Consider the following 25,862-nt stretch of genomic DNA (forward strand, 5'->3'; position numbering starts at 1 on the left):
GCGCATGTCTGTTCTCGACAAGTTTTCTCTGACAGATCGAGTGGTCATCGTGACCGGTGCATCGTCGGGTCTCGGTGTGGCGTTTGCGAAAGCAGCCGCAGAAGCCGGCGCCGACGTCGTGCTGGCCGCGCGTCGTATCGACAAGCTCGAAAACACCGCCACGTTGGTTCGTGACGCCGGCCGTGAGGCACTGTGTGTAGCCACCGACATCGTCGATCCCGCCCAGGCTCAGAATATGGTCGACGCCGCGATGGAGAAGTTCGGCCGCGTGGACGTGCTCGTCAACAACGCCGGCGTGGGTACTGCAGTTCCGGCGACCCGCGAGACACCTGACCAGTTCCGGGCCGTCATCGACATCAACCTCAACGGCTCTTACTGGGCTGCGCAGGCGTGTGGCCGCGTGATGCTGCCGGGCAGTTCGATCGTGAACATCTCGAGCATCCTAGGACTCACCACTGCCGGACTTCCCCAAGCAGCCTATGCCGCGAGTAAAGCGGGGATCGTGGGACTGACCCGGGATCTGGCTCAGCAGTGGGGCACACGCAAGGGGATCCGGGTCAACGCCATCGCACCCGGATTCTTCAAGTCGGAAATGACCGACCAATACAACGACGGCTACCTCGACGCGATGGCTCCGCGGCTGATTCTCGGTCGCATGGGCGATCCCGAAGAACTCGCTGCAACCATGGTGTGGCTGGCTTCCGAAGCCGGTGGGTACGTCACCGGACAGACTATTGCCGTCGACGGTGGGATCACGATCACCTGACGTCGATGACGGGCGGGCGCCTGCTTTGCCGTATAAGTAGCGGGTGACCTCTCGCGCTGATAATCAGGAGAACTGGGAAGACCGCCCGCCGCCGTCGATGGCTGCGACGGAGCTCCTACGTGATCTCCCGGTGACCGCGCGAGGCGTTCGCACCCGGGCATCTCTGGTGGTTGCTGCGCGCACAGTGTTCGAGCGAGCAGGCTATCTCGATGCGCGATTGACGGATATCACCAAGGAAGCGAACTGCTCGACCGGTTCCTTCTATACCTATTTCGACAACAAAGAGCAGATCTTTGCTGCGGTTCTCGCGGTCGCGCAGGAAGACATGCTCCATCCCGGTGTGGGACGAGTGCGCGATACGGACAACCCTTACGCCGTTCTCGAATCCAGCAATCGCGCGTATCTGACGGCATTCCGTCGCAACGCCAAGTTGATGGGATTGCTCGAGCAGGTTTCGCACATCGACCCGGCATTCGCGAAGCTACGACGCGATCGTGGCGCGACCTTCATCTCCCGCAATGCCCGCGCCATCGAGCGGTTGCAAAGCGACGGAAAGGCAGATCGTTCCCTGGATCCGCTTCTGGCGTCGCGGGCACTGTCATCCATGGTGAGTCGCCTCGCGTACAGCGTGTTTGTATCCGAGGAGCCTGGCGCGGACGGAAAGTCCGTGCCGTTCGAGGACGTGGTTCAGACCGCAACCCGGATTTGGGCGAACGCGTTGAAGGTGTCCGAACAGCCGTAACCAATCAGCTTTTCCCGTGGGCGGCGAACTCCGCCTCGAGGCGCCGACGCAACGTTTCTTCACTGTTGCGGACCGCGTTTTCGATAAACGGCCCGATCAACATGCCCAAGGCTTTGCCGGCAAGTCCGTCGGAAATCTTGTAGGCAAAATCCACCGACAGTTCGGTCTTGGAGTCGTCGACAGCAGTGAACTCCCAGGTCGACGAGTTGGAGACACCGCCGAGCGAAGAGAGGGTGATGATGCGATTCTTCTCCCACTCCGTGACCTCGAGATTGGAGCGCAACGTGCTGGGGCCGATCTGCATCGCAGCGTCGAATGACGCGCCGAGTCCCTGATCGAACTCGCCGCTGGGCGTGAACTCGGAAACGCCGAACATCCACGTTGGTACATTGCGGTAATCGTCGATGTAGGCGAAGGCAACATCGACCGGTACGGCAGCAACCGCGGAATGGCGAACGTGGATCATGGTTGGTCCCTGTCTATCGATGGACACCGACTGTAGCTAACTGCTCCGACATATTCGTTGTCAGCGCAAGTGGATCTACGGTATCGGGTATGACGAACGAACCCGCGGCGCGCGGATCCTGGCGGCAATACGAAGACCTGGGTCTGCCCAAGCCCCTCGCGGCAGCATTGGAAGCGTTTGTCGAACAGGGGTACCACGGTGCATCGATTCGCGACATCGCTGCACGAGCCGGGCTTTCCGTGCCCGGTCTCTACCACCATTACCCGTCGAAGCAGGCATTGTTGATCGGCTTGACGACGGTTGTCATGGGGGAGTTGCTGGAACGGACCGGTGTTGCGGAGATGGAAGCTGGGCCGGATCCTTCGGATCGTTTTGACGCTGTCATCGAATCCTTGTTGCGCTTCCACATGTTTCGGCGTGAGCAGTCGTTTGTGGCGTCGTCGGAACTTCGGAGTATGGAACCGGAGGGTCGGGCCAATTACATCGCTCAACGTGATGCGCAACAGAAGCAGGTGGATCGGATCGTGCGGGACGGGGTGGAGTCCGGCGTGTTCGCCGCTGAGTATCCCGAGGATGCGAGTCGGGCTGTCGTGACGATGTGTGTGGCCGTGGCGCAGTGGTACCGGCCGGACGGTGAGTTGTCGCCGGATGAGTTGGTGGAGCGGTATTTGGGGATTTCCAGATGCACGGTGGGTGCGGAGCGGATCTGAGTGGTTGACCGCTGAGGTGCCGGTATGCCACAGTGCATAGACCGAGCGATCGTTCGGTCGGTCTTTCTTGGAGGTGGATGGTGGCAATCGATCTGACGTATGCACCGGAGGTGACGGCGCTGATCGAGAAGACGCGCGCCTTCACGCGCGACGTAGTTCTCCCGATCGAAGACAAGCACGGTGGCGACATCGCGGTTGCCGGTGGCGACGCGACGCGGATCGAGATGCAGGCAGCGGCCAAGGCCGCCGGAGTCTTTGCTCCCCACGCGCCGATCGAGTACGGCGGACACGGGCTCAACATGAGTGATCGGGCACCCGTTTTCGAAGAGGCCGGCTACTCGCTGTTCGGCCCGACTGCTCTGAACATCGCGGCACCGGACGAGGGCAATGTCCACATGCTCGCTCACGTGGCGAGTGCAGCTCAGAAAGAACAGTTCCTCGCTCCCTTGGCTCGCGGCGACATGCGTTCCGCTTTCGCGATGACAGAACCTGCGCCCGGTGCAGGTTCGGACCCCGCTGCTTTGAATACCCGAGCAGAGAAGGCTCCGGGCGGTTGGAAGATCAACGGCAAGAAGTGGTTCATCACCGGCGCCGACGGTGCAGGCTTCTTCATCATCATGGCCCGGACTTCGGGTGAACCCGGTCAACGTGGTGGTGCCACAATGTTTCTCGCACCCGCAGGCTCTCCGGGATTGATCGTGGGCCGTCATATCGGCACGCTCGACAAGTCCATGATCGGTGGCCATTGTGAGGTCACTTTCGAGGACCTTTTTGTTCCTGACGAGGCGGTTCTCGGCGAGGTCGACCAGGGGTTCGCTTACGCGCAGGTGCGCCTCGGCCCCGCACGTATGACGCACGTGATGCGCTGGCTCGGTGCGGCCCGTCGTGGGCACGACATTGCTGTCGCACAGGTGGCGGAACGCGAAGGTTTCGGTTCCAAGCTTGGTGATCTCGGAATGATCCAGAAGATGATCGCGGACAACGAGATCGACATCGCGGCCAGCCGGGCTTTGCTGGTCCAGGCTTGTTGGGAACTCGATCAGGGCGGGCATGCGAGCAACTCCACTTCGATCGCGAAAACATATGCAGCCGAGGCAATCTTCCGCATCGTCGACAATTCGATCCAGATGTGCGGAGGCCTGGGTGTTTCGGAGGATTTGCCGCTGGCTCGACTCTCTCGCGAAGTGCGTCCGTTCCGTGTCTACGATGGACCGTCCGAAGTTCACCGCTGGGCAATTGCGAAACGTGTTGTGGGCGCCGCACGTCGAGCAGCGCGCGACGGTGTGCGGTGAGTGAATTCCACGGCCTCGACCTGCCCGCGCTACGGAAGTATCTACTCGACTCGGATGTCGCCGTGGTCGGCGATCTGCGTGCGGAGTTGATCTCCGGAGGAAAATCCAACCTGACGTACGGAATTTACGACGACGCTTCGAGTTGGATCGTTCGTCGCCCGCCTACCGCAGGATTGACGCCGTCCGCGCACGACGTTGCGCGCGAGTTTCGGATTACCTCCGCTCTGCAGGGCACCGCAGTGCCCGTGGCTCCCACGGTGGCTCTGTGTGAGGATTCATCGGTAATGGGGGCGTCGTTCACTGTTGTCGAGTTCATCAAGGGGCAGGTGATTCGAACCAAGTCCGAGCTCGATGCCGTTCCCGCAGTTCAGATCGCGCAGTGCGCCGACGAATTGGTACGAGTACTGGCTGCTCTGCACGACGTCGACTACAACGCCGTCGGCCTCGGCGAATTGGGCCGTCCGCAGGGTTACGTTGCACGTCAGGTGAAGTTGTGGGCTGGTCAGTGGGGTCGGGTGAAGACCGAAGATTCCGCCGACGTCGACAGGTTGGCTTCGAAGTTGCCGGAACTGATTCCGGCGCAATCGGAATCGTCGATCGTGCACGGTGACTTCCGGATCGACAACACAATTCTTGCCGCTGGCGACGTCACAAAGGTTGCAGCTGTTGTGGATTGGGAACTCGCCACTCTCGGCGATCCGTTGTCCGACATTGCAATGATGTGCGTCTACCGACATCCCGCATTGGATCTGGTCCTGGGCGAGCCGGCAGCGTGGACCAGTCCGTCGTTGCCGTCCGTTGTCGATCTGGCCCAGCGGTATTCGACGGTCTCGGGCCGCGAGCTCACCGACTGGAACTTCTACATGGCTCTCGGGTTCTTCAAGCTGGCCGTGATCGCGCAAGGGATCGACCATCGGTTCCGTGCCGGAGCGACAGTCGGTGGAGGGTTCGATTCGGCAGGATCTTCTGTGCCGGAACTTATCTCAGCAGGATTGAGTGCATTGAACGGAAAATTTGAATGAACAGGTCTGCGCTGGTTACAGGTGCATCCAAAGGTATCGGGCTGGGAATCGCGACGCGTCTTGCGACGCTCGGATACGGATTGACGATCACGGCTCGGGATAGCGAGAAGCTCGAAGCCGTTGCCGAGGGACTGCGTAGCGCGGGGTCTCCCGACGTCGTCGTAGTTGCCGGAGATATGGCGGACGAGGATTTCGCGACGGAACTGGTTGCGGTCCACGGTGACCGATTCGGTTCCATGCGGGCATTGATTCTCAACGCGGGTGTGGGAACCAGCGGGAGCATTGCGGACTACCCCATGCGGCGCTTCGATAAAACCGTCGCGGTGAATCTCCGTACGCCGTTCGTGCTCCTCCAAGAGTCGTTGCCGCTGTTACGGGCGGCAGCTGATGCCGATCCCGACGGCGGAGCAAAAGTTATTGCACTGTCATCGATGGCCGGTGTGTACGCCGAAGGCGGACTTGCGGTGTATGGGGCGACCAAGGCGGCGTTGCTTTCGGTAGTCGAAGCACTTAACGCCGAGGAATCCGGAAACGGCGTCAGCGCCACTGCGATTGCTCCAGGGTACGTCGACACCGACATGTCCGCGTGGACACAGGATCGGATCCCTCCGGACACGATGATCAAGGTTGACGACATCGTCGAATTGGTGGACGGACTGCTCCGGTTGTCTTCTCGCGCTGTTGTTCCGAAGGTTGTGATGACCCGCGCCGGGGCCGATGGATATCGAGCGTGAGCGTTCAGTGTCCGGCAGTATCGAGGACGCGCTGAGTTCTCGCTAGCGTGGTGATCCAATCGACGATCCGTTCACTCTCCCAGTACCACGGGTCGTTCGGGTTGTTGTTCCAGTAGAGGATGTGCTGGATGAATCCGAGGAAGATGTACGGCTTGGTCACCAGTTCGAAAAGTCCGCTGTTGTCTTCGATGAAGCCGGGTCCTTCAGCCTGGAGTTTCGCTTGAACCACATCGGACCCCGGCCCCATGGCCCACTTGAACGTGTCGACGATTTCGGCGTTGCTCAACTGGATGTCACTGTTCGGTCCGTCGGGGTCGAAGGTTTGATCGGAGGTTTTCAGTGCGACGTCGAGGAACGACTCGTCGGAGTCGAACCATCCGGGGTGTGTGCTGATGTAGACGATGGATTTGGCGGCCATGGTCCTGACGGCATTGCCGAAGTCGACGAAGGTCTGGCCGAGGTCGGCGCCGGTGAAATGCATTTGACCGAGCACACCGAGAGTGAGTTGCAGTATCGCAATGTTTTTCGGTGCATCACACGCTATGTCGTAAGGCCGACAAGCAGATTGAACCTTGCTGGCGAGCGCACCGTAGTCGGCCTGTTCCTGTGACATGAAGCCTCCGCCGGCTGGTCCGGACTGACCCAACGACGGCGTGCCGGTGGGCCGATACGGGTCGCCGACGAGCATGACGCCGGCGATGTCATCCGGACCGATGAGCGATGTGGTGTCACGATGACCGATGTCGCGCGCCACCCGTTCCACGACTTCGCTGCCGACGCTGTAACCAAGCAAAACATATTTTGTCGCGTCTCCGCATTTGACCTTGTTGTCCTCGAGAAGTCGGTGTGTCGACTCAACTCCGGCGGCCATCGAATCTTGGTATGTGGGAACAGGATCAAAGAGGTCGACCCCGTACGTCGACGGATATGGCACGTACATCCACCCGACGGTTCCAGGTTCGTCCTGGAAGTGTGCACCGGTGGGAACCGTGACGTTTGTCAACCAGTTGGATCCCCCTTGCACCGCGGTGTCTGTCAAAGGATTGCGATCGGCAGTTGAATCGGATGCACCGGAGACTGCGACGATCAAGATGGCGGGGCATTCTGCGCCGTAGTTGTTGGGGTCGATACCGTCATCGTCGCTCGAACCGGCGATGGAGCTGGTGCTTCCTGTCGCCGTGTCTCCGCCGCTGGAGTCGGCAACCGCCGGTGTAGACGAGAACGTCGCACTCACCACAGTGAGAACCATCGCCACCAATGCGATTCGTTCGAGATGGAAGCGAATAGCACCTGGTTGAGGCATCAATCCTCCGGTGGTCGGCGAACGAGACGGGTACGTTGGCTGGTCGATTCTTCGAACGAGCGAAAGTGACCGGCCTTCTGCGGCTGGACTTCTCGTCTCGCGCAGCCAGATTACGACACGAAAGCGCTCTGTGTATAACAGTTCGTCACATCGGAATTGTTACTCAAATGGGATGCGATGTGAGGTTTGCGCTCATTCTCGGAGATTGAACGTAAATGACCTTCGCGGCGAGAGATTGATTCGCCTGGTCAGAATTTGTATTCTATTGCGCTGGAGCGTCTTTTGCTTCGCCACGTCGTCGGAAGAAGCCGAATCCCGGCACTCCGACGATCGCCTGGCGGAGGTCTTTCACTACTCCCAGAAGTTCATGGATTTCAGGGGATACCGAGTCCAAGGTCGCGAGAATCGGCAGGACTGCCGTTACTCGCTCGGTGAGTTCCGGAAGTTGGTCGATCAGTGTGATGGCGGCACTGACTTCGGCCTCGCTGATGTCGTTGGCAAACCTCGCAGCTAACGGTGCGAGTTGTACAGCGAGGGGTTCGTACAGTTCGAGGAGTTGTTGAGCAATATCCGAAGTTTGCTCGACGGCTTCGACAAGAGTTTCAGCGCGGACAGTGACTGCGGCGACGCCGACAACTACGCGATCGGCGTTCTCGGCTATCTGGCCAATTCTTGCGACCAATCGTTCGACGCTCACCAGTAGCGCGTCGAGGCGCGATGGGAGCGTGACCGCAAAAATCACTGCAGATGCGGACCAATGCACGACGTCGCCGACGGAGCGGACAACGCTCAAGCGTCCGGGCAAAACTAGAGCCATCACTTGATCCTGCCTGATAGTTAGCGGAAGTGCAGGTAAATCTCACATACTTGCAGTGCGAAACGTCTTCGAGTTATGAGCGATGCGAGCGGTGCCGGACGGACGTCCTGGCCGTCGTCACTCGATACCTGGAAGGATCAAGACATGTCGGCTACCCGTACCCACACCGTGATCGAGTCTCCGATCGGCCCGTTGACGCTGGTTGCGACCGCAAACGGCCTGTGCGGACTCTATATGGCAGAGCATCGACACAAGCCTGACGAGTCGACTTTCGGGGACAGTGCACCAGCGAACTTCGGTGAGGCAAAGGCCCAACTCTCGGAGTATTTTTCGGGGGAGCGTACTGAGTTCACATTGCCGTTGGATCCGTCGGGAACCGAGTTTCAGCACCGAGTGTGGGCTGCGCTCCGGACCGTTCCGTACGGGCAAACGTGGACCTATCTAGATCTTGCGCAAACTTTGGGCAATCCTCTTGCTGTGCGTGCCGTCGCGGCGGCAAACGGGAAGAATCCCATCAGCATCGTCGTGCCGTGCCATCGTGTGGTCGGCAGCGACGGGAGTCTCACGGGATTTGCGGGAGGGCTTGATCGCAAGCGGTACCTTCTCGAGCGTGAATCCGGCGGAGTTTCGGATGTGCTGTTCTGATGCGTCGATCTCACATATCTATCGGCCCGAGCGTCTACTGATCGTGTCGTTGAAACCGTTCGAAGAAGTCGTGACCGAGTACGGTTCTGTCGTGCTGCGGGTATGCCGTGCGGTAGTCGGGCCGGTCGATGCCGAGGACGCCTGGTCCGAGACATTCATCGCGGCGATGCGTGCCTATCCGGAACTCGATCAGGGCGCGAATGTCGAAGCGTGGCTGGTGACTATTGCGCACCGCAAAGCTATTGACATCGTTCGCGTTCGGGGCCGCGTCGCGATTCCCACCGATGAGGTTCCGGAATTGCCCACCCGTATCGGGCTTCCGGGATCTTGGGACCACGAACTGTGGGATGCGCTCGAACAGTTGCCGTTCAAGCAACGTGCCGCGGTGGCCTATCACTTTCTGGGTGGGTTGCCTTACACCGACATCGCGGAGATTTTGGGCAACACACCGACAGCTGCCCGGAAGGCCGGCTCCGACGGCATTGTCGCTCTTCGAAAGACCTACGTGCCCAAAACTGTTCCGGAAGGGAGTCACGCATGAGTATCGATTCCGAACTGTTCGGTGCACTCCCCGCAGTAGATGTGGACGCGATGGCGAGGTTGCGCTCGAGGCTCGCTGACGAGGCGTCGGCTGCGCAGTTGATCGATGTAGCCTACCGGACCGTCGACTCGCCGATCGGAAAACTGCTGCTCGCCGCAACTGATGCGGGCCTGGTTCGTGTTGCTTTTGCGATCGAGGGTCATGATCTGGTGTTGGAGCGATTGGCCGATACGGTGAGCCCTCGTGTTCTGCACTTTCCGCGCAGGCTCGACGCGGTGGCGCAGGAGTTGGACGAGTACTTTGCCGGAGCACGAACGCAATTCGATCTGCCTTTGGATTTTCAGCTCGCCAAGGGTTTCCGGCGCGAGGTGCTGCGTCATCTTCCCGAGATCGAATATGGCCATACCGCAAGCTATTCGGTGGTTGCTGCTGCCGCGGGAAGTCCGCGGGCCGTCCGTGCTGTGGGAACGGCGTGTGCCAAAAATCCACTGCCATTGGTCGTGCCGTGCCACCGCGTGGTCCGTAGCGACGGAAGCCTCGGGCAGTATGCGGGTGGTCCGGAACTGAAGGCCGTCCTCTTAGATCTCGAATCCGGTCACCGGACATGACTGTCGCGCTGCAGCTTCCGTTCATTGCGCCGTACTCGACGGATCCAATGGTCGGGGCGCTGCGTGCTCACTGTGTGGCGGGATTGGAGCGTCACGGCGACGGAGTGCATGCGCGCGTTATCCCGCTACCCGCTGGTCCCTCAATCGTGTCGGTATCGTGGCACGAGGACCATGTGTCGGTGAACGCCACATCGGGTACGGATCCTGTTGTCCTCGAGTCGGTGGTACGCCGGTGGTTGGATCTGGATGCCGATCACTCGATGATCGATCCGTATTTCGATTCTGATGAAATCATTGCTCCACTGATTGCGGCGCGACCGGGTCTTCGTGTGCTCGGCAGCGTCGACGGGTTTGAAACCGCCGTCCTTACTGTCCTGGGACAACAGGTTTCGTTGGGTGCAGCACGAACATTCGGTGGACGAATTGTCAGGGCTTTCGGCGACGTTGTGGACGGGGATTTTGTTGCCTTTCCCACGCCGGAGACGCTGGCTGCGCAATCCCCGGAGACGATCGGGGAGGCAGTTGGATTAACCACGGCTCGGACAAAAGCCGTGCACACCTTGGCGATTGCTGCTGCCGGCGGGCTCGATCTCAGCTGGGAGGCGGAACCAGTTCGGTTCCGCAGCGAACTCCTCGCCTTGCCGGGCATCGGCCCGTGGACAGCGGACTATTTGACCGTGCGGATCTTGGGTGACCGCGACGCATTTGTTCCTGACGACCTGGTTCTCAAGCGCGCGCTCGGTGTTTCGTCAGGCAAGGAGGCTGCTGCCTTAGCGGAGAGCTGGCGGCCATGGCGCGCCTACGCACTCTTCCATCTGTGGACGAAGGAAGTGTTTTTGTAACTGCTCAGTCGTTTGCTTTCGCCAGCGCAGATGGCCACCAGATCCGTTTGCCGATGTCATGGGACAGTGCCGGAACAAGGATGCTGCGCACGATGATCGTGTCGAGTAGAACGCCGAAGGCCACGACAAAGCCGATTTGGGCAAGAAAGACGAGTGGCAGAACTCCGAGTACGGCAAACGTTGCAGCCAAAACAATTCCGGCGGACGTAATGACACCGCCGGTGACTGCCAGTCCGCGCAATACACCTGCACGAGTGCCGAATTCACCCGTCTCCTCGCGGACACGGGTCATCAGGAAGATGTTGTAGTCGATGCCCAAGGCAACGAGGAAGACAAACGCATAGAGGGGGAACGACTGATCGCTGCCGGCAAATCCGAAGACATGCGTGAAGAAGAATCCGCTCACACCCAGAGTCGCAGCAAACGAAAGAACCACTGTTGCAATCAGAATCACGGGAATGACCAGGGCGCGGAGCAGTGCCGCGAGAACAAGGAAGATGACAGCCAGCACGATGGGGATGATGAGATTGCGGTCGCGCACCGACGCCGCTTGAACATCGAGAGTTGTCGCGGTACTGCCGCCGACCAGGGCGTCAGCGCCGGGAACTGCATGCACCGCGGTGCGGAGTCGAGTGATGGTTTCGAGTGCCTGGGGCGAATCATAGGAATCGGTGAGCGTTGCGTTGATCATGGTGCGGCCGTCTATCGGAGCGACGGTGAAACCTGCAGGGGCGCAACCGGCTGTAGCGGCCTGGGCAACGGCAGCGGGGTTGGTCTTGATCAAAGCGCTGACTTTGGCCACATCGACTTGCGTGCATACTGCGCCGGCATCCTGTGAGATTCCCGAGGTGGCGCTTGCCGCTTTGATGACCGCGTCGGACTGGGCGGCATTGGTGGTGATGACGGCCGGCGCGCCGGTTCCTGGATTGAACTGGGAATTGTAGAGTTCCTGCCCCACAACGGCGTCGGGAGTGTTGGTGAAATTCTGTGCTGCGGTCAGTCCGTCAGTCTTGAGGCTTCCGATGCCGACCGCGAACAGAACGATCAGCAGCACGCTTGCACCGATCCACAAACTGCGGTCTCTCTTGCCGACGGTTGTCGCGATCTTGCCCCACAGGCCGTGCGTCGCGAGGTCTGCGGCGTGATCGACTTGTGGTGTGCGGGGCCAGAATACCCAGCGACCGGCCGCTGCCAGCGTGACGGGCATGAAGGTCATCATCACCAGGTAGGTGCAGGCAATTCCGATGGCCGCGACCGGGCCCAGACTCTTGTTGGAGTTGAGCTGGGAAAACGTCAGGCACAGCAGACCGAGAATGACGGTGGCAGCCGAAGCCGTGATTGCCGGAACGGATTCACGCCACGCACGGATCATCGCGTCGAATCGATTGGGATAGTTGTGCAGTTCTTCGCGATATCGAGAAATGATCAACAGTGCGTAGTCGGTACCCGCGCCGATGACTAGCACGAACAAGATGCCCTGTGATTGGCCGGTCAACGTCAAGATCTCAGCTTTTGCCAGGTAATAGATCACCATCGACGACAATCCGATTGCGAGCAGCGCCGAGAACAGCGGGAAAAACCACAGTACGGGTGAGCGGTAGACCACCAGAAGAATCAGAATGACAACCAGCAGAGCCGCGCCCAGGAGGGCTCCCTCCAGCCCCGAAAAGGCGTCGATGAGGGCAACGAGCAGACCGCCAGGCCCGGCGGGTAGCACTTGCATATCTCCGGCGGCTTGTTCCGCTGCGTCGATGACGTTCTGTTCGGTGCTTGCCAGTACGTCTCCCGCTACTGCGGTGTCGTCCGTCTTGGCGACAAGCGGGACAAAAATCGATGCGGTGGTGCCGTCGGCAGAGAACTGAGTGGGTTGCATGCCGTCAGCGTCGACGCCGGGGACACTCGAAATAGACTGGCGCGCAGTGTCGATCGCAGACTTGTCCGCATCTGTCAGAGCTGAATCTCGATGAAAGAGAACAAATCCGGGAATGGTCTCGACCGAGAGGAATTCCGCAGACTGATCACTGACGACGGTCGACTCCGCAGAACTCGGTAGATACGAAGAATTGTCGTTCTTCTGAACCTCGGTCAATTTTCCCTGGAACGACCCACCGAATCCGCCCGCGATAAAGGCGAAGATCGCCAGTGCGATAACCGTGAATATGGGCAGGCGGTGGCGTTTCACCGCCGGGCTGCCATTCTGTTCTGCGTCAGGTGCATCCAGCTTGGTCATGGTTCTCCTCGAGCACACTCGACCAGCACCAACACGAGAGCTGGGGCAGCGGAACCCACCTCACTCAGGTGGAACAGGTTTGCCGTAAATCTCGCGGATACCCACATCCATCGGAAACCTAACCACTGTGTCGCCGAACAATAATCGAGTTGCAGACGCCGCTGAGGCCAGCACATGTGCGGTGCCGGACTCGGGGTTTCGAGTGTGGACCACCACCTCGTCGTGTTGAAAGAACACCAATTCCCCGTCGGGGTCCTCGGCCAGGCGGCGACGCAGGTCCGCGAGCAGGCACAGCGCCCACTCCGACGCCGTCGCTTGCACGACAAAGTTTCGGGTGAATCGTCCACGCGCATGAGCGTCGCCGTGCGAGTAGAAATCGGGAGACGGTGGGGGACACGCTCGACCGAGGAGTGAATGGACTACCTCACCGCGTTCGCCGGCTTTGGCTGCTTTTTCGACGTAGTCGACCGCTATCGGGAATCGCTTCCGCAGCAGGATGAGAAGTGCCTTGGCTTCACCGGCGGTGGCCCCGTACAGCACACCGAGGATGGCAATTTTGGCTTTGGCCCGGTCGCCACCGAAGGCCTCGGCGCCGACTAGCGCGTACAGATCGTCATCACCGGCTGCCGCCATCATGCGGCGATCACGTGACATTGCCGCGAGAATGCGAGGCTCGAGTTGTCCGGCGTCGGCAACCACGAATGTGTGCCCGGGGTCGGCGACGACGCTCGAGCGCATGGTCTTGGGAATCTGCAGAGCGCCACCGCCGCGGCTGGCCCACCGGCCGGACACCACTCCACCGGGGACATAGATGGGCCGGAAGCGATCACCGCGCACCCAACTGTCCAGCCACTGCCAGCCGTTGGTGCTGTACAGCTTGGCGAGTTCGCGGTGACGCAGTAGCAATGGCACCGCCGGGTGGTCGATTTCCTGCAGAAACCACTTACGCGTCGACGGCAGTTCGATGCCTTGGCGGCCGAAAGCTTCGGTGATTTCGACGGACGACGATGGGTTGACGGTGCGTCCGAAAACCTCGCTGATCTGGGCCGCGAGTTCTTGCATCCGGACGGGGAGGTCGTAACCCGTCGGTTTGGGGCCGAGTCTCTCTTCCAGAAGTTTGCGATGCTTCTGCGTCGAAAACGGTAGACCGGCATGGGTCATTTCGGCGGCGCTGAGGGCTCCGGCGGATTCGGCGGCGATCAACAGATCGACGCGCGAGTCTGTGCCGATGGTGGCTCGTTGCGCGGTGAACTCGGCAACAACACCCCGGGGATCGAGGACGGGAGTGGTGTCGAAAAGGCCAAGGCGGTCGTCGTCGAACTCTTCGTCGGGCGGTGACGGATTTCCGGCCCGCATGCCCAGAATGGCGCGAGTCAGTGAGATGTCGTGGCAACGCTGAACCTGCACGCCGGCCCGCAGCAACGTCGGATACACCGACGAAGTGCTGGGCCAGGCCCACCGAGGATGCTCGGCAGCCTCGATGGTCTGGACCGCGGAGACCAGATCAGGATGTTCGACGGGGTCGCTGACGGGAGTCCCATCGGGATCGGTGCGAACGACCGTTGCCGTCACAGCTCCCGTGGACGTCGTACTACCGGGAACCAGGACAACTCTCACGGGACCAGTGTGCCTGCATGGTCCGACAGGAATTCAGTTGCCAACGAATCGGATCTTCTGACCGGGACGGGCTTGGCCGAGTCGGTCGATATCTGCATCCGTCACTACCGCGACTACGGGGTATCCGCCAGTGATGGGGTGATCTGCCAGAAAGGCGACAGGTTGGCCGCTGGGCGGGACCTGGATCGACCCGAGGGCCAAACCTTCCGTCGGCAATTCGAGTCCGTCAGCTCGTTGAAGGAGTGCATCCGTGCCGACGCGATCGAGGCGCGCGCCGATACGGTCGGAGTCTGTCGAGACTGCCCATCGCCCTGCAGTCAAGGCTTCCGGATTGACGAATTGGTCTGCGCGAGGACCGAATACAACTCGAATACCGAGTGTTCCGCCCGAAACTTGATGGACCGGTGCCACGTCTACCAATGGAAATACGGCCGGAATTGGTCCGATAGGGAGCACGTCGTTGGGTTTGAGGGGCGCCGGCCCGATCCCGGAAAGTGTGTCGGTGCTGCGCGATCCGAGAATCTCGGGCACTGCAATTCCGCCCCGAACAGTCAGGTAGGTCCGCAGTCCGCTGGGCGCGTAATCCAGCCGGACAACCTGTCCGGGATTGACGACGATGACGCTCGAATGACCGACAGGAACGCCGTCGCGGTAAGCCTGCGCGCGGGCGCCGGTGAATGCGAGTGTCATCAACTGATGTGCACGCAGGCGCAGCCCGCCCATCAGGATCTCGATCCCGGCGGCGTCTTCGGCGTTGCCGACGAGCCGATTGCCGAGCTGGAGGGATCGCCTGTCGGCAGCGCCGGAAACTCCGACGCCGGAGCGTAGGTGGCCGGTCCGGCCGAGATCCTGGATCAGGCTCAGCGGACCGGTTTTGAGAATCTCCAGACTGTTCATGGTTCTTCCTCGTTCACGAACCGCACACGTCGGCCGGGTTGCACGGATGCGGGCGGTACGGCATTCAAGTCCCACATCACGGCGTCGGTGCTGCCGATGATCTGCCAGCCGCCCGGTGATGCCCGTGGGTAGACAGCGCTGTATCCACCGGCCAACGCGACGGAACCGGCGGGCACTGCGGTGCGCGATTGGGGTCGCCGCGGGATGTCGAGGTGACTGTCTCGTGATGTCAGGTACGCAAAACCTGGCGCAAATCCGATGAAGGCGCAGCGCCACACTGCCGACGTATGAGCGGAAATGACGTCTGCACGGCTCATTTTCAGAGTCTTTGCTACATCGTCGAGATCTGGGCCGTCGTAGCGGACTTCGATGACGAACGGGGCCTCGTCGGAACCGCTGTCCGTGACCGCGTCGGACATGGTGTGCGCCAACTCGTTCAGATCATGACGCACGTTCGTCAGATCTGCCGTCGGTGTGCAGGTCACCAGGACTGTGCGAGCGGCGGGAAGGAAATCCTCCACACCGGCCGGGGTATTGCGGGTGAGGGCATGGATGAACGCAAGAACTTCGGCCTCGGAATTGAGGTCCAGCAGAAGTGCGTGTTCGCCGGCGGGAAGGATGGTCAGCGGACTCATCGTGAACGACTCCACTTGTATGAGGGCCTTGATGGGCGAAATGTTGCGAATGCCGGTCACCAGTATATGGCCGGAGAGGCACCCGCCCCGTCGGTCGAAGAACGGTCGGTAGGGTATGGCCCGCGGCGACCCTGCCGGACGACCGTTTCGGAGTGACCGTTGACCTGAGTCGACTACTTGGGCGCCCTGGTCGGCGGACTACTGTGGCCGTTCGTTCTGCTGCCCGGGACCGGAATGATCCGCGGCGCTGCCATCACCGGAATGATCAATCTTGTTGCCGCGGCAGTTGTTGCGTTGATCTTGCTGCGCCGGCAACTGAGCCTGCGTGCCCGGCTGATCGCCGTGGTGGCAATGCTGTTGGCAGCGAGCCTCATCGGATGGTTGTTGATCGCGGCATCCGATATCGAAACCACAGCCCGCCAGCGCCTGTACACCGATCCTGTTGTCGCGGCCGAGCGCTCGGCGTACCAAGAAATTATCGTCACCGAGTGTAACAACGACACCAGACTATTTCTCGACGGCGACCTGCAATTTTCCAGTGTCGACGAACATCGGTACACCGAATCGCTGGTCTATCCGGCTCTCTCGAACAATCCGCAGCGGGTACTGATACTCGGCGGCGGCGACGGTCTTGCCGCGCGCGAAGTATTGCGACTGCCCAGCGTCCAGGAAATCGTGCAGGTCGAACTGGATCCTGCCGTCATCGAATTGGCCAACACCCGCCTGCGATCGTTGAACGGTGGTGCGCTCGAAGACCCACGTGTGCACGTCGTTGTCGACGACGCTTTCCGGTAGTTGCGTGACAAGTCGGAATCCGGCTTCGATGCCGTCATCATCGATCTTCCCGATCCCGACACACCAGCCCTGGGCCGGCTCTACTCGATGGAGTTCTACGGACTTACCGCTGCCGCACTCAATCCCGGTGGCTTGATGGTCGTCCAATCCGGCAGTCCCTATTCGACGCCGGATGCGTACTGGCGAACCGTGTCTACGGTCTCTGCCGTCGGACTGGGAGTGTCGCCGTACCACGTGTACGTGCCCAGTTTCGGGGACTGGGGGTACGTTCTTGCTCAGGTGGGCGGTGTTCCGCCGGAACTTCGGCTGCCCGCTGATGCTCCGGAACTTCGCTTCCTTGACGAGCCGACATTGGCGTCGGCCTCGGTCTTTCCGCGGGATCGCCCCCGGCGCGAGATGGAACCGTCGACGCTCGATCGGCCTCGGATAGTTGATGATATGAGGAAAGGTTATGAACGCTAATCTGCTGGAGGGACTTTCATGCTGAGTGCACTTGGCCAATCATTACCGATTGCAGTCGGCTTGGCAGTTGTCTCCATACCGATGGCCGTTGTGGTGCTGATGATGGTCACTGCCGGTGCGCGAACTTCCGTTGCAGCTTTCATTCTCGGCTGGTTAGTAGGCATCGGCGGTGTTGTGGCACTGACCATCACGATTGTCGACACTGCGGTGCCCGAAACCGAGACTTCACGGTGGGCCAGTATCGTTCGGATAGTGCTCGGGTTGGTCCTGTTCGGACTTGCGTTCAAGCAGTGGCGATCACGGCCTCGAGACGGAGCTCAGCCCACGCAGCCCAAGTGGATGTCGAGCGCTGGTTCGCTCAGTCCGCTGAAATCCCTGGGGCTTGCCTTGCTCTCAGTGGCTAACCCGAAGAACTCTGCCCTCGCAGTCTCGGGTGCTGCGGCGATTGCAGCGGGAACCTCCGTCGTAGCGGAGCAAGCCGTTGCCGCTGTTGTTTTCACTGTCATTGCAAGTGTCGGCGTCGCTGCCCCAGTTGTGGTCAATGTGGCTCTCGGTGATCGCGCCGCATCGGTGCTCGACTCAGCCAAAGCCTGGATGACCGCGAACAACGCAATCATGATGACCGTGATCTTGGCACTGCTCGGGGTGATCGTGCTCGGTGAAGGTTTGAGTGGTCTCAGCTAGTCGATGCTGGTGGATCGATAGCTGTGGTCGCCTACCATTGAGCGGTGACCGTTCCCTCTGTTGATTCCCCTGAAGATGCTGCCTTCGCAACTGCTGCCATGGCGGCTTTGCGTGAGTCGGGCCCTCTGAGTCTGGAACAGTGGGCGCTCGCGCTCGGAGAATTCGGATCGGTCGACGAGATTGCCGAAGTTCTCGAGCTCCTCGCCGATCCCATGGTGGGGTTTCTCTCCGGAGACAAGTACGTCGCCCTGGATGCTCTCCTCGAAGGTCTGGTGTTCACGCACCGCCTGACTGATATCGAAATCTTCGCGGATGTGCTCGAAGCCAGCCCCGATCTCGATCCGATCCTAGGTTTTGCCTACGGCACCGACGGATTGCGCGTCGTGGAAGTCGAATACGAGACGCAGCTGCTGAACGAGCGCGGTTTTGAATCGGCGGGCAGTCGCCGCGTCATACTTCTGCCGCCCGGCTCGCTCGCTGATTTCTCGGCTGGTGATCTGGTTGGACTTGCCGTCGAGGACGGGCAGTTGACGTTGCGTGCCGCCGAGGTCGAGGACGAGCCGGATCTTGCGCCTGTTCTCGGAAAGATATTTGCGGCTAATGGTGTGGAAGCACTGGATTCAGCGTCCTGGCAACTTCTGATCGAAGATCCTGAACTGTTCACGGTTCCGAGCCCGCCGCTCGGTGAACTGTTCGAGGCAGCAGGGTACGAGCATCAGCGAGAGTTGCTTGCCGAACGCGGTTTCGACTTTATTGCCTATGGCGTACAACTCCGCACAGTGTCGGTTTCGGAGCAATACAGCCTTGGTCATGACGAAGCAGTAGCCGTCGTGGCATTTGTGGATCTTGCTGATCGCGGCTATACCGACGCAGCCATCGACAACTTCGATATCCAGGACTGGGCGCGTAGACACATTGCCGCAGCACCCGATTCGTTTGTATCCCTTGCTGATCCAGGGGTTGCGGTCGCGGTCTTCGATCTGGGGTTCCGCAATCAAGACCCGGTGAGCGACATGATTCTCGAGGCTCTTGCCCTCGAATTGGCCGGGCAGGGGCCGCGTGCGCTGAAGCCGGCGGCCCATTGGCTGGCCGGTAAAGCTGCAGATCGACTCGGACGGGTTCTTGAAGCCGAAGCGCACTACGAGAGGTCGCTGGAGTGGGAAGCTGATTGGGGCCCAGCACTTTTCGAGTTGGCACAGTTCGCATCCGATCGCGGAGATGTGAATCGGGCATTGTCGCTGCTGGGTAGAATTGACGGCGGGACCCAAGAAGTCCTCCATGAGGTTCTGCAGGCATTCCTGCCAGTCGAGCACCTTGAACTGGGACGGAACGACAAGTGCTGGTGTGGATCCGGCCGTAAATACAAGGTCTGTCACCTGGGCAAGATCGACGAGTCGATTCTCGAGGACGGCCGCTGGTTGTACAAGAAGGTCTGCATGTTCGCCTTTGCCTCTGAATTTGCCGACAGGTTGGTCGAACTCGACAACCTGGCGAGCGTGAACCTGAGCGAAGATGCCCTGCGGAGCAGAACGATCTTCGAGGGTCCGGCACTGGACGTTGCCCTCTTCGAAGGTGGAATCTTTGCCGAATTCCTTGCCCGACGCAGTGAACTGCTGTCGGAGAAGGATCTCGCGACTGCCACCGAGTGGCTGGGAACGCGGCGCTCGGTGTACGACGTGAACTCTGACGGAGCGATATTGGTCGATCGCCGCACGAGTGAAACCGTGACGGTCACGGTGGGCGATTCAGCTGCGCCGGGCGATGTTCTCAGCGCTCGAATCTTGGTCGCCGGAACGACGACCCAGGCCGTCGGTGGCGTCGTACTCACCTCTGATCAGCAGGTTGCGGATGTGCTCCAGGTTCTGGCTGCTGATGATATCGATCCCGTCGAGTTGGTGACCGTGTTGAGTTAGAGACCCTTTGGTCGTCGCTGTTCTGCACATCCTTCACTTCCGGCTGATGCTGTCTGACCCCGGAAGTGTCAACCCGTTAAAGTTGTATAGGTGACCGAACCGATGGATCCTAATGACTTGATCGCCGAAGCTGCGATGGAGTTGTTGCGTCAGTATGGCCCTCAGACCGCGGCGGACTGGGGAAACTTGCTGGCAGAGGCCGGGCATGGCACGGCCGACGACATGACAGAGTTTGTGGAGTACGTCGAAGATCCACTGCTCGGCTATTTGAGCGGGGAGCGTTACGCCGCCCTCGACACGCTCTTCGAGCACCGAGTGCTCACTCATAGGCTCACCGACGTCGAGATCAGCTCAGGCGTACTCGACGCCAATCCTGATCTAATGGTCCTGCGGGTCTTTCTCGACAGCTTCGAGGGAGTCGAGGACCGGGAGATGCGCGTCGTACATCGCGGTCTTGACGACGACATCTTTGCCGAACGCGGAATCGAAGACCCGAAGTTTCCGGCCGACGAAGGTTTCCTGCTGGCCTCCGACGCACTCTCCGAGTGCTCGGCCGGCGATTTGATCGGGCTTTTTGTCGCGGACCGTGAATTGACGTTGTGCACGATCTCCGAAGTACTTGACCCCGCACCCAACTTCGGGGATGCACTCGGGGGCATCCTCAGCGAGACCGGTGCCGAAACCCTCGACGCGATTGTCTGGCAGTTGATGCTCGAGGATCCGTCGCTGTTCCGCCAGCCGGCCGCCCCCTTGGGCGAACTGCTCGACTCGGCCGGATACGTCCGAGACGGTGACTACGTCGCAATCGAAGGTTTCGATTTCGAGGCCTATCACCTGGCGAACCGCGCTCGGATGCTCGAGATTCGCGACAATCTGCATGCCGACGAAGCAGCAGCGGTCATCGCGCTCGTTGATCTGGTATCGGCTGCGCATCTCGAGTTTCCCGAAGACACCTCGGGCATCGGTGATTGGGCACGCAAGCAGATCACGGAAAACCCTCAGATTTATGTGGGTATTGCCGAGCCTCCGGCAGCGGCGGCGGCCCTCGAATTGTTGTCCGAACTCGACGACCACGACGAGGTATTGCACGCGGTAGCCACAGCACTGGCAGACAAGGGGCCGCGTCGTGTCAAGCCCGCCGCGTACTGGCTCGCCGGTAAGGCAGCAGACAGTCTGGGCAAGATCATCGTCGCCGAGGCGTACTACGAAAGCGCGCTCGACCGCGATCCTGATTGGGTCCCAGCAATTTTCGATCTCGCACTTCTGGTTGCCGATCGCAGCGATGCGGCGAGGGCGCTGGCGTTGCTCGGTCGAATCGAAGGCGGCGAATCCGAAATTCTGCACGACGTCCTTGCGCGATATGCGCCGGTCGATCACCCCGATCTGGGTCGTAATGACAAGTGCTGGTGTGGATCTGGACGTAAGTACAAGGTTTGCCACCTGGGTAAGGCGGAAGTGACTTTCGACGACCGTGCAAACTGGCTGTACGTCAAGGCTCAGTTGTTCTCGCGCACGCCGGAGTACTTCGACGAGGTATTCGACCTCGCCGAGGTCCGTGCGCAGCACTGGGATGACGAGGACGCGCTGACGCGTGCACTCGAAGGCGGATTGGCAGTCGACGCGGCACTATTCGACGGAAACATCTTCGAAGCGTTCATCGAGCGTCGCGGTGAACTACTGCCCGCCGACGAGTTGGAACTGGCGCAGCGGTGGTTGGAAGTGCCGCGGTCGGTGTACGAGGTTGTCTCGACGGTACCGGGTACGTCGCTGACGTTGAGTGATGTTCGTACCGGGGATGTTCACGACGTCGCAGACGAGTGGGGCAGTCTGAACCTCGAAGCCGGTGCACTGGTGTGCGCCCGGGTTCTGCCCGCCGGCACCACCACACGCACCTTTGGTGGTATCGAACCGATCGCAGCCGAAGACAAGGACGCATTGATCGCGTTGATCGACTCGTCGGACACGCAGCCGTGGCAGTTGGTCGAATTTCTCAGCGCTCGGTTCGCGACGCGGTAGAAGGTACGTCTCGCCCATTTGCGCCTGTACTTTAGTACGCGATCGCGTACTAAAGTACAGGCGCTGTCTGCTCCCGCGTTTACGATGTTCGCATGGACGATGACTTCGAAGCCATCTCCGCGGCGGCACTGCAGATTCTTCGCGCGGAAGGTCCGCTCAGCGAGGATGCGCTCGCGTCGGCACTGGAAGATGCTGGATTCGGTGACTCTGACGAAGTTCTCGAGTTTCTCGGCTATCTCGATGATCCGTTCGTCAACCAGTTGCCCGACGGCCGGTTTGTTGCCGTCGATACGGTCCTTGGCGGCCGGGTTCTGACGCACCGACTACGTGCGGAGGAGATCGCGGCCGACATTATGGATGCGGACGACGTCGACGCGCTGCTGATGCTTGCGTCAGACAGTGACCCGTTCGAGCTTCTCTTACCGGAGTTCGACCAGGAGATCCTCGAAGCTCGAGGCGTTGCTGCAGATGCGGATTGGCTCGGACAGACCGGACTGGTGTTCCCTCCCGGAACTTTTGCGGAGTTCGTGCCTGGCGACCTTGTTGCATTGGCTGTCGTAGACGGCAGTTTGACGCTCCGGCCCGCGCCGAAGGTAAAGAAGGTTCCGGCAGCCGTCGTTTCTCAGTTCGCCGCACTGGCCAAACGCGGTGAACTCTTCTACTTGGGCTCGGCGCTAGCGCAGTTGCTCGTTGATCGGCCGACGGCTTTTACACAACCGACTGCACCGCTTACCGAAATTATCGAGGCCGCAAGGTTGGATCGACACCACAACCTGGTGGCTCCTCGAGGTTTCGACTTTGCGCAGCATCAGGTGGACGCGCTGGCAGGTGGACTTATGGAGCGGCTCGAACTCGAACCTGAAGACGTAATCCCGGTTGTGATGTTGCTTGGGCTCGTAGAGGCAGTAGAACGTGGCAGTCGCGAAATCGACGTGCTATTTTCCGGGGACGCAGATGGTTTCGCCGGCCTGGCCGACGGCTATGTTGCAAATGCTGCCCTGACAGAAATGCTCTTCGAGCGTTTGTATGAACCAGCGCTCGTCGAGGAAGCTCTGGAAAAGCTGATCAGGAAAGGGCCCCGCGCAGTACGAGCTGCCGCGTATTGGATGGCAGGTCGCTCTGCTGAGGAAGATGACCGGATCGCCGATGCGGAAGCACGTTTCGAGCAGGCGATTGTCGCTGACAGTGCCTTTGGTCCGGCACTGATGGATCTCGCTCGTTATGCCTCCGATCGTGGTGATGCGGTTCGCGGACTTTCATTGCTTCGGCGTGCTGGCAACGGAGAGAGTCACGTCCTCTACGACGTGCTCGAACACTTTCAGCCGGTCGATCGACCAGGGTTGGGTCGCAACGACAAATGCTGGTGTGGATCGGGACGCAAATACAAGGTCTGTCACAGCGGCAAGGCCGATTTTTCGCTCAACGACCGTGCGCGGTGGTTGTATGAGAAGGCGAGAGTGCTTCTGTCAGAACCAGAATGGCTTGAGCTGAGGCTTGAGCTGGCTCAAGTTCGTGCGCAGCACTGGCCCGAGGGTATGGAGTCTTTGCTTCGCGCGATCGACGATCCGCTGGTCGACGATGTTGTCCTCTTCGAGTGTAGGGCGTTCGAAGAGTTCGTGGCGCAACGAGGTGAGCTTCTACCCGCGGACGAGTTGATGCTCGCCCAGCAATGGCTGATGGTCGAACGATCGGTGCACGAGGTCGAAGCCGTCCAACCCGGTGAGGGGTTGACGCTGCGTAATGTGCGGACTGGTGACCGGCATGAGGTGATCGAACGATTGGGGAGCAAGCAGTTTCGTGTTGGGAACTTCGTGTGCGCAAGGGTGGTGTCGGTCGGCGATCAGATGCAATTCTTCGGTGGAATAGAACCGATTTCCGCTGCCGAACGTACAACGCTGATCGAATTGCTGGACACGGGCGCGGACCCGGCCGAATTGGTGGCCCGACTGAGCGCACGTTTTGCTCCGCCACGGATCGTCACCCGCGACGGCGAAGAAATGGTGGCGTGCTCTGCGGAATTCGAGATCGACGACCTCACCGGAATCCGCCGCAAGCTCAGTCGACGTTACGGCAAAGGTGCCAAAGACCACTGGACCTGGACGGTCGATGGTGACGCTGTCAGTGCGAAGGTGAACGGCAGTTTCAGGATTGAAGACAAGATACTCGTTGTGGACGCGCTGAACGAGCGACGCTTCGAGACGATGCTCGAGGTAGTGCACGAGATTGCGCCTGGTTCGAAGAAGCTGAAGGAAGAGCGCAGCGCTGGAGGGAATATGCGCGGTGCTGTCACCAAGGCTCAGAGCGCTGTGACCAAGGTTTCAGTTCCCAGTGATCTGGAGGACCCGGAAATAGTCGCCGTAATGGATGACTACATCCGCAAGTACGAGCGCACGTGGCTCGACGATTCGATCCCGGCTCTCGAAGGACTCACACCACGACAAGCCGCGGCAGATCCGACGCGACGTGATGATCTTGTCCGCCTGCTCAATTCATTTCCGCAAGAAGAACGGCCTGGTGCGATGAGTGTTCGGAGGCTGAAGGACAGGTTGGGCCTGTGAGCCGTTTTGGTAGTGGCAGCTACCAAAACGGCTCACAGGGGCTATGCCCCTACGGCGTAACCTGAGCCAACATCATCTGCGCGAATCCGTCGCCATAAGGCGGCAGCATTCCCCACTCGCCGCGCGGATCATGTGCTGCGGCTTCGAGTACCGTCCGGGCATGGCTGAACTCGAGGAAGCCTTCGCGCCCGTGGTAGTGCCCCATGCCTGAAGCTCCGACGCCGCCGAAGGGTGCGTCCGAGAGGCCCGGGTGTGCCAGTGCGTCGTTGATCGTGACTCCGCCGGAAATGGTGCGATCGAGTACCGATTCCTTCTCGTCGAGATCGGTGCCGAAGTAGTACAGCGCCAACGGCTTCGGGCGCGAGTTGATGTCGTCGACCACGGCGTCGAGTTCGTCGTACGACAGGATCACAACGGCCGGTCCGAAGATCTCTTCCTTCATGATCGGGGCGTCTGTCGGGGGATCAACGACGATGCGCAACGGGCGTCGGCGCGTATCGGCTGAAAGTTCTTCATCGGGAACGGTAATGATGCGGGCGCCGCGCTCGGCTGCGTCCGCGATGTATCCCTCGATGCGGGCAAGATGACGATCATTGACGATGGACACCATGTCGGTGTTGTCGGCGACGGTGGGGAAGAGGCCGGTGAACGAATTGGTGAACGCGGTGATGAAGCGGTCGGTGCTCTCACGCGGAACGTAGATGAGGTCGGGGGAGACGCAGATCTGTCCGGCGTTGGTGGACTTGGCGATCGCGAGTCTGTATGCAGCCTCCTCGAAATCGGCGCTCTTACTCAGAACGCTCGGCGACTTTCCGCCCAGTTCAAGGGTGACCGGCACCAGATTCTTTGCGGCATTTGCCATTACCAGTTTTCCGACCGTGGTGCTTCCGGTGAACACCAAGTGGTCGAAGGGAAGTGACGTGAGCTGATCGGCTACGTCGGGTCCGCCTGTGACTACGGCGATTTCGAGTGGGTCAAGGGTGCGTGCGGCGGCTTCGGCCAACACTGCAGCGGTGTGGGGAACGATTTCGGAGGGCTTGAGTACTGCGCGGTTGCCGGCGCCGAGAGCGCATGCCAGCGGGCTGAGGAGAGTGAAGAGCGGTGCGTTCCACGTACCGATGATGCCGATGGAGCCCTTGGGCTGGTACCGGACGTAGGACGTGGCGCCCAGTTGATCCTGAAGCTCGCCGGTGGTTCGCGGCGAATGAATCATCCAGTCTTCGAGGGAATCTCGCACGTGCTTGAGTGAAACCATTGATCCCAGAATGTCATTCATGACCGAGTAAGCGGGAAGTCGGCCACCGAAGTCTTCGTTCATGGCTTCGGTCAGATCTTTATGGTTTGCCACGAGTAGGTCGATCACTCGCTGGATGCGCTCGCGTCGTTGCGCTGCGGTCGGCGCTCCTGCCGCTCGGATTGCGGTCTGTTGTGCGTGCAGGATCTGGGCAAGGTCAGTGGTAACTGCGGCGTCGGTGCTCATGGGCACTCCTCATAGTGGCGAAGTATTGATCGAAAGCTATCGACGCCAGAGCGACAGGTGTCGGGTCCGTCTCGTTGACCGGGACGG

22 protein-coding genes and 1 pseudogene are annotated in these 25,862 nt (G+C 60.3%); 15 read left to right on the top strand and 8 right to left on the bottom strand.

Translation table 11 applies throughout. From position 1 onward, the window contains the following. Nucleotides 1-4: 4 nt before the first annotated feature. Both QM600_RS02335 and QM600_RS02340 read left to right on the top strand, forming a co-directional pair. Nucleotides 5-766: an SDR family NAD(P)-dependent oxidoreductase gene (locus QM600_RS02335; protein ID WP_283259863.1), complete on the top strand. Its 762-nt coding sequence runs from the start codon at nt 5-7 to the stop codon at nt 764-766. Between the two features lie 97 nt (nt 767-863). Further along, nucleotides 864-1,508 (top strand): TetR/AcrR family transcriptional regulator, encoded by a 645-nt coding sequence (locus QM600_RS02340; protein ID WP_283259912.1) that lies wholly within the window; start codon nt 864-866, stop codon nt 1,506-1,508. Nucleotides 1,509-1,512: 4 nt separating this feature from the next. Here QM600_RS02340 and QM600_RS02345 read toward each other — a convergent pair whose 3' ends face one another. Next, complete coding sequence (locus QM600_RS02345; RefSeq protein ID WP_283259864.1) at nt 1,513-1,974, bottom strand: SRPBCC family protein; 462 nt, start codon at nt 1,972-1,974, stop codon at nt 1,513-1,515. 89 nt (nt 1,975-2,063) lie between these two features. On the opposite strand from QM600_RS02345, the gene QM600_RS02350 reads away from it, so the two are divergent. The 4 genes from QM600_RS02350 (at nt 2,064) to QM600_RS02365 (ending at nt 5,732) form a co-directional block, all read left to right on the top strand. Beyond that, a complete protein-coding gene (locus QM600_RS02350) occupies nt 2,064-2,684 on the top strand; it encodes a TetR/AcrR family transcriptional regulator (RefSeq protein ID WP_283259865.1) in 621 nt (206 codons plus the stop codon). A gap of 80 nt (nt 2,685-2,764) precedes the next feature. Then, complete coding sequence (locus QM600_RS02355; protein ID WP_283259913.1) at nt 2,765-3,976, top strand: acyl-CoA dehydrogenase family protein; 1,212 nt, start codon at nt 2,765-2,767, stop codon at nt 3,974-3,976. Then, entirely contained in the window at nt 3,973-4,998 is a 1,026-nt protein-coding gene (locus QM600_RS02360) for a phosphotransferase family protein (protein WP_283259866.1), read from the top strand. Before QM600_RS02355 ends, QM600_RS02360 begins: the two co-directional genes overlap by 4 nt. After that, nucleotides 4,995-5,732 (top strand): SDR family NAD(P)-dependent oxidoreductase, encoded by a 738-nt coding sequence (locus QM600_RS02365; protein ID WP_283259867.1) that lies wholly within the window; start codon nt 4,995-4,997, stop codon nt 5,730-5,732. The genes QM600_RS02360 and QM600_RS02365 overlap by 4 nt, the downstream gene beginning before the upstream one ends. A gap of 4 nt (nt 5,733-5,736) precedes the next feature. Here the strand turns inward: QM600_RS02365 and QM600_RS02370 are convergent, their stop codons facing one another. Together QM600_RS02370 and QM600_RS02375 are read right to left on the bottom strand one after the other, a co-directional pair. Continuing rightward, complete coding sequence (locus QM600_RS02370; protein ID WP_283259868.1) at nt 5,737-7,035, bottom strand: cutinase family protein; 1,299 nt, start codon at nt 7,033-7,035, stop codon at nt 5,737-5,739. Between the two features lie 262 nt (nt 7,036-7,297). Then, on the bottom strand, nt 7,298-7,852 hold the full coding sequence (locus QM600_RS02375) for a ribulose 1,5-bisphosphate carboxylase large subunit (protein WP_283259869.1): 555 nt from the start codon (nt 7,850-7,852) through the stop codon (nt 7,298-7,300). Nucleotides 7,853-7,996: 144 nt separating this feature from the next. Here QM600_RS02375 and QM600_RS02380 point away from each other — a divergent pair, with 144 nt between their 5' ends. Genes QM600_RS02380 through QM600_RS02395 form a run of 4 tightly spaced genes read left to right on the top strand, consistent with a single transcriptional unit; the run spans nt 7,997 to nt 10,488 of the window. Beyond that, complete coding sequence (locus tag QM600_RS02380) at nt 7,997-8,497, top strand: methylated-DNA--[protein]-cysteine S-methyltransferase (protein ID WP_283259914.1); 501 nt, start codon at nt 7,997-7,999, stop codon at nt 8,495-8,497. Continuing rightward, nucleotides 8,484-9,038 carry an RNA polymerase sigma factor gene (locus QM600_RS02385; protein ID WP_502942845.1) on the top strand — a complete coding sequence of 185 codons (555 nt, stop codon included), beginning with the start codon at nt 8,484-8,486 and terminating at the stop codon, nt 9,036-9,038. Before QM600_RS02380 ends, QM600_RS02385 begins: the two co-directional genes overlap by 14 nt. Nucleotides 9,039-9,088: 50 nt before the next feature. After that, on the top strand, nt 9,089-9,646 hold the full coding sequence (locus QM600_RS02390; protein WP_502942846.1) for a methylated-DNA--[protein]-cysteine S-methyltransferase: 558 nt from the start codon (nt 9,089-9,091) through the stop codon (nt 9,644-9,646). Then, nucleotides 9,643-10,488, top strand: coding sequence for a DNA-3-methyladenine glycosylase family protein (locus QM600_RS02395; RefSeq protein ID WP_283259871.1), 846 nt, complete (start codon nt 9,643-9,645; stop codon nt 10,486-10,488). Before QM600_RS02390 ends, QM600_RS02395 begins: the two co-directional genes overlap by 4 nt. A gap of 4 nt (nt 10,489-10,492) precedes the next feature. Here the strand turns inward: QM600_RS02395 and QM600_RS02400 are convergent, their stop codons facing one another. From QM600_RS02400 to QM600_RS02415, 4 genes are read right to left on the bottom strand one after another with little or no spacing between them, the layout of a single operon-like run. Next, the gene (locus tag QM600_RS02400) at nt 10,493-12,718 is read right to left on the bottom strand and encodes an MMPL family transporter (protein WP_283259872.1); all 2,226 of its coding nucleotides are present in this window, start codon (nt 12,716-12,718) and stop codon (nt 10,493-10,495) included. A 60-nt stretch (nt 12,719-12,778) separates the two neighbouring features. Continuing rightward, nucleotides 12,779-14,335 carry a bifunctional 3'-5' exonuclease/DNA polymerase gene (locus QM600_RS02405; RefSeq protein ID WP_283259873.1) on the bottom strand — a complete coding sequence of 519 codons (1,557 nt, stop codon included), beginning with the start codon at nt 14,333-14,335 and terminating at the stop codon, nt 12,779-12,781. A 33-nt stretch (nt 14,336-14,368) separates the two neighbouring features. Next, nucleotides 14,369-15,232 (bottom strand): 5-oxoprolinase subunit C family protein, encoded by an 864-nt coding sequence (locus QM600_RS02410; RefSeq protein ID WP_283259874.1) that lies wholly within the window; start codon nt 15,230-15,232, stop codon nt 14,369-14,371. Further along, nucleotides 15,229-15,867 (bottom strand): 5-oxoprolinase subunit B family protein, encoded by a 639-nt coding sequence (locus QM600_RS02415; RefSeq protein ID WP_283259875.1) that lies wholly within the window; start codon nt 15,865-15,867, stop codon nt 15,229-15,231. The genes QM600_RS02410 and QM600_RS02415 overlap by 4 nt, the downstream gene beginning before the upstream one ends. Nucleotides 15,868-16,038: 171 nt before the next feature. Here QM600_RS02415 and QM600_RS02420 point away from each other — a divergent pair. The 5 genes and pseudogenes from QM600_RS02420 to QM600_RS02440 form a co-directional block, all read left to right on the top strand. After that, nucleotides 16,039-17,124 (top strand): annotated as a pseudogene (locus QM600_RS02420) (fused MFS/spermidine synthase); the annotation flags it as partial. Between the two features lie 18 nt (nt 17,125-17,142). Then, nucleotides 17,143-17,808, top strand: coding sequence for a GAP family protein (locus tag QM600_RS02425; protein WP_283259876.1), 666 nt, complete (start codon nt 17,143-17,145; stop codon nt 17,806-17,808). Between the two features lie 44 nt (nt 17,809-17,852). Then, complete coding sequence (locus QM600_RS02430; protein ID WP_283259877.1) at nt 17,853-19,721, top strand: SEC-C metal-binding domain-containing protein; 1,869 nt, start codon at nt 17,853-17,855, stop codon at nt 19,719-19,721. 90 nt (nt 19,722-19,811) lie between these two features. Further along, entirely contained in the window at nt 19,812-21,737 is a 1,926-nt protein-coding gene (locus tag QM600_RS02435) for an SEC-C metal-binding domain-containing protein (protein WP_283259878.1), read from the top strand. Nucleotides 21,738-21,829: 92 nt separating this feature from the next. Next, nucleotides 21,830-24,295, top strand: a complete 2,466-nt coding sequence (locus QM600_RS02440) for an SEC-C metal-binding domain-containing protein (protein ID WP_283259879.1) — start codon at nt 21,830-21,832, stop codon at nt 24,293-24,295. Nucleotides 24,296-24,344: 49 nt separating this feature from the next. Here QM600_RS02440 and QM600_RS02445 read toward each other — a convergent pair whose 3' ends face one another. Next, entirely contained in the window at nt 24,345-25,775 is a 1,431-nt protein-coding gene (locus QM600_RS02445; protein WP_283259880.1) for an aldehyde dehydrogenase family protein, read from the bottom strand. Between the last annotated feature and the right edge of the window lie 87 nt (nt 25,776-25,862).

Source organism: Rhodococcus sp. IEGM 1379 (assembly GCF_030056815.1).
Classification (GTDB): Bacteria; Actinomycetota; Actinomycetes; order Mycobacteriales; family Mycobacteriaceae; genus Rhodococcus_F.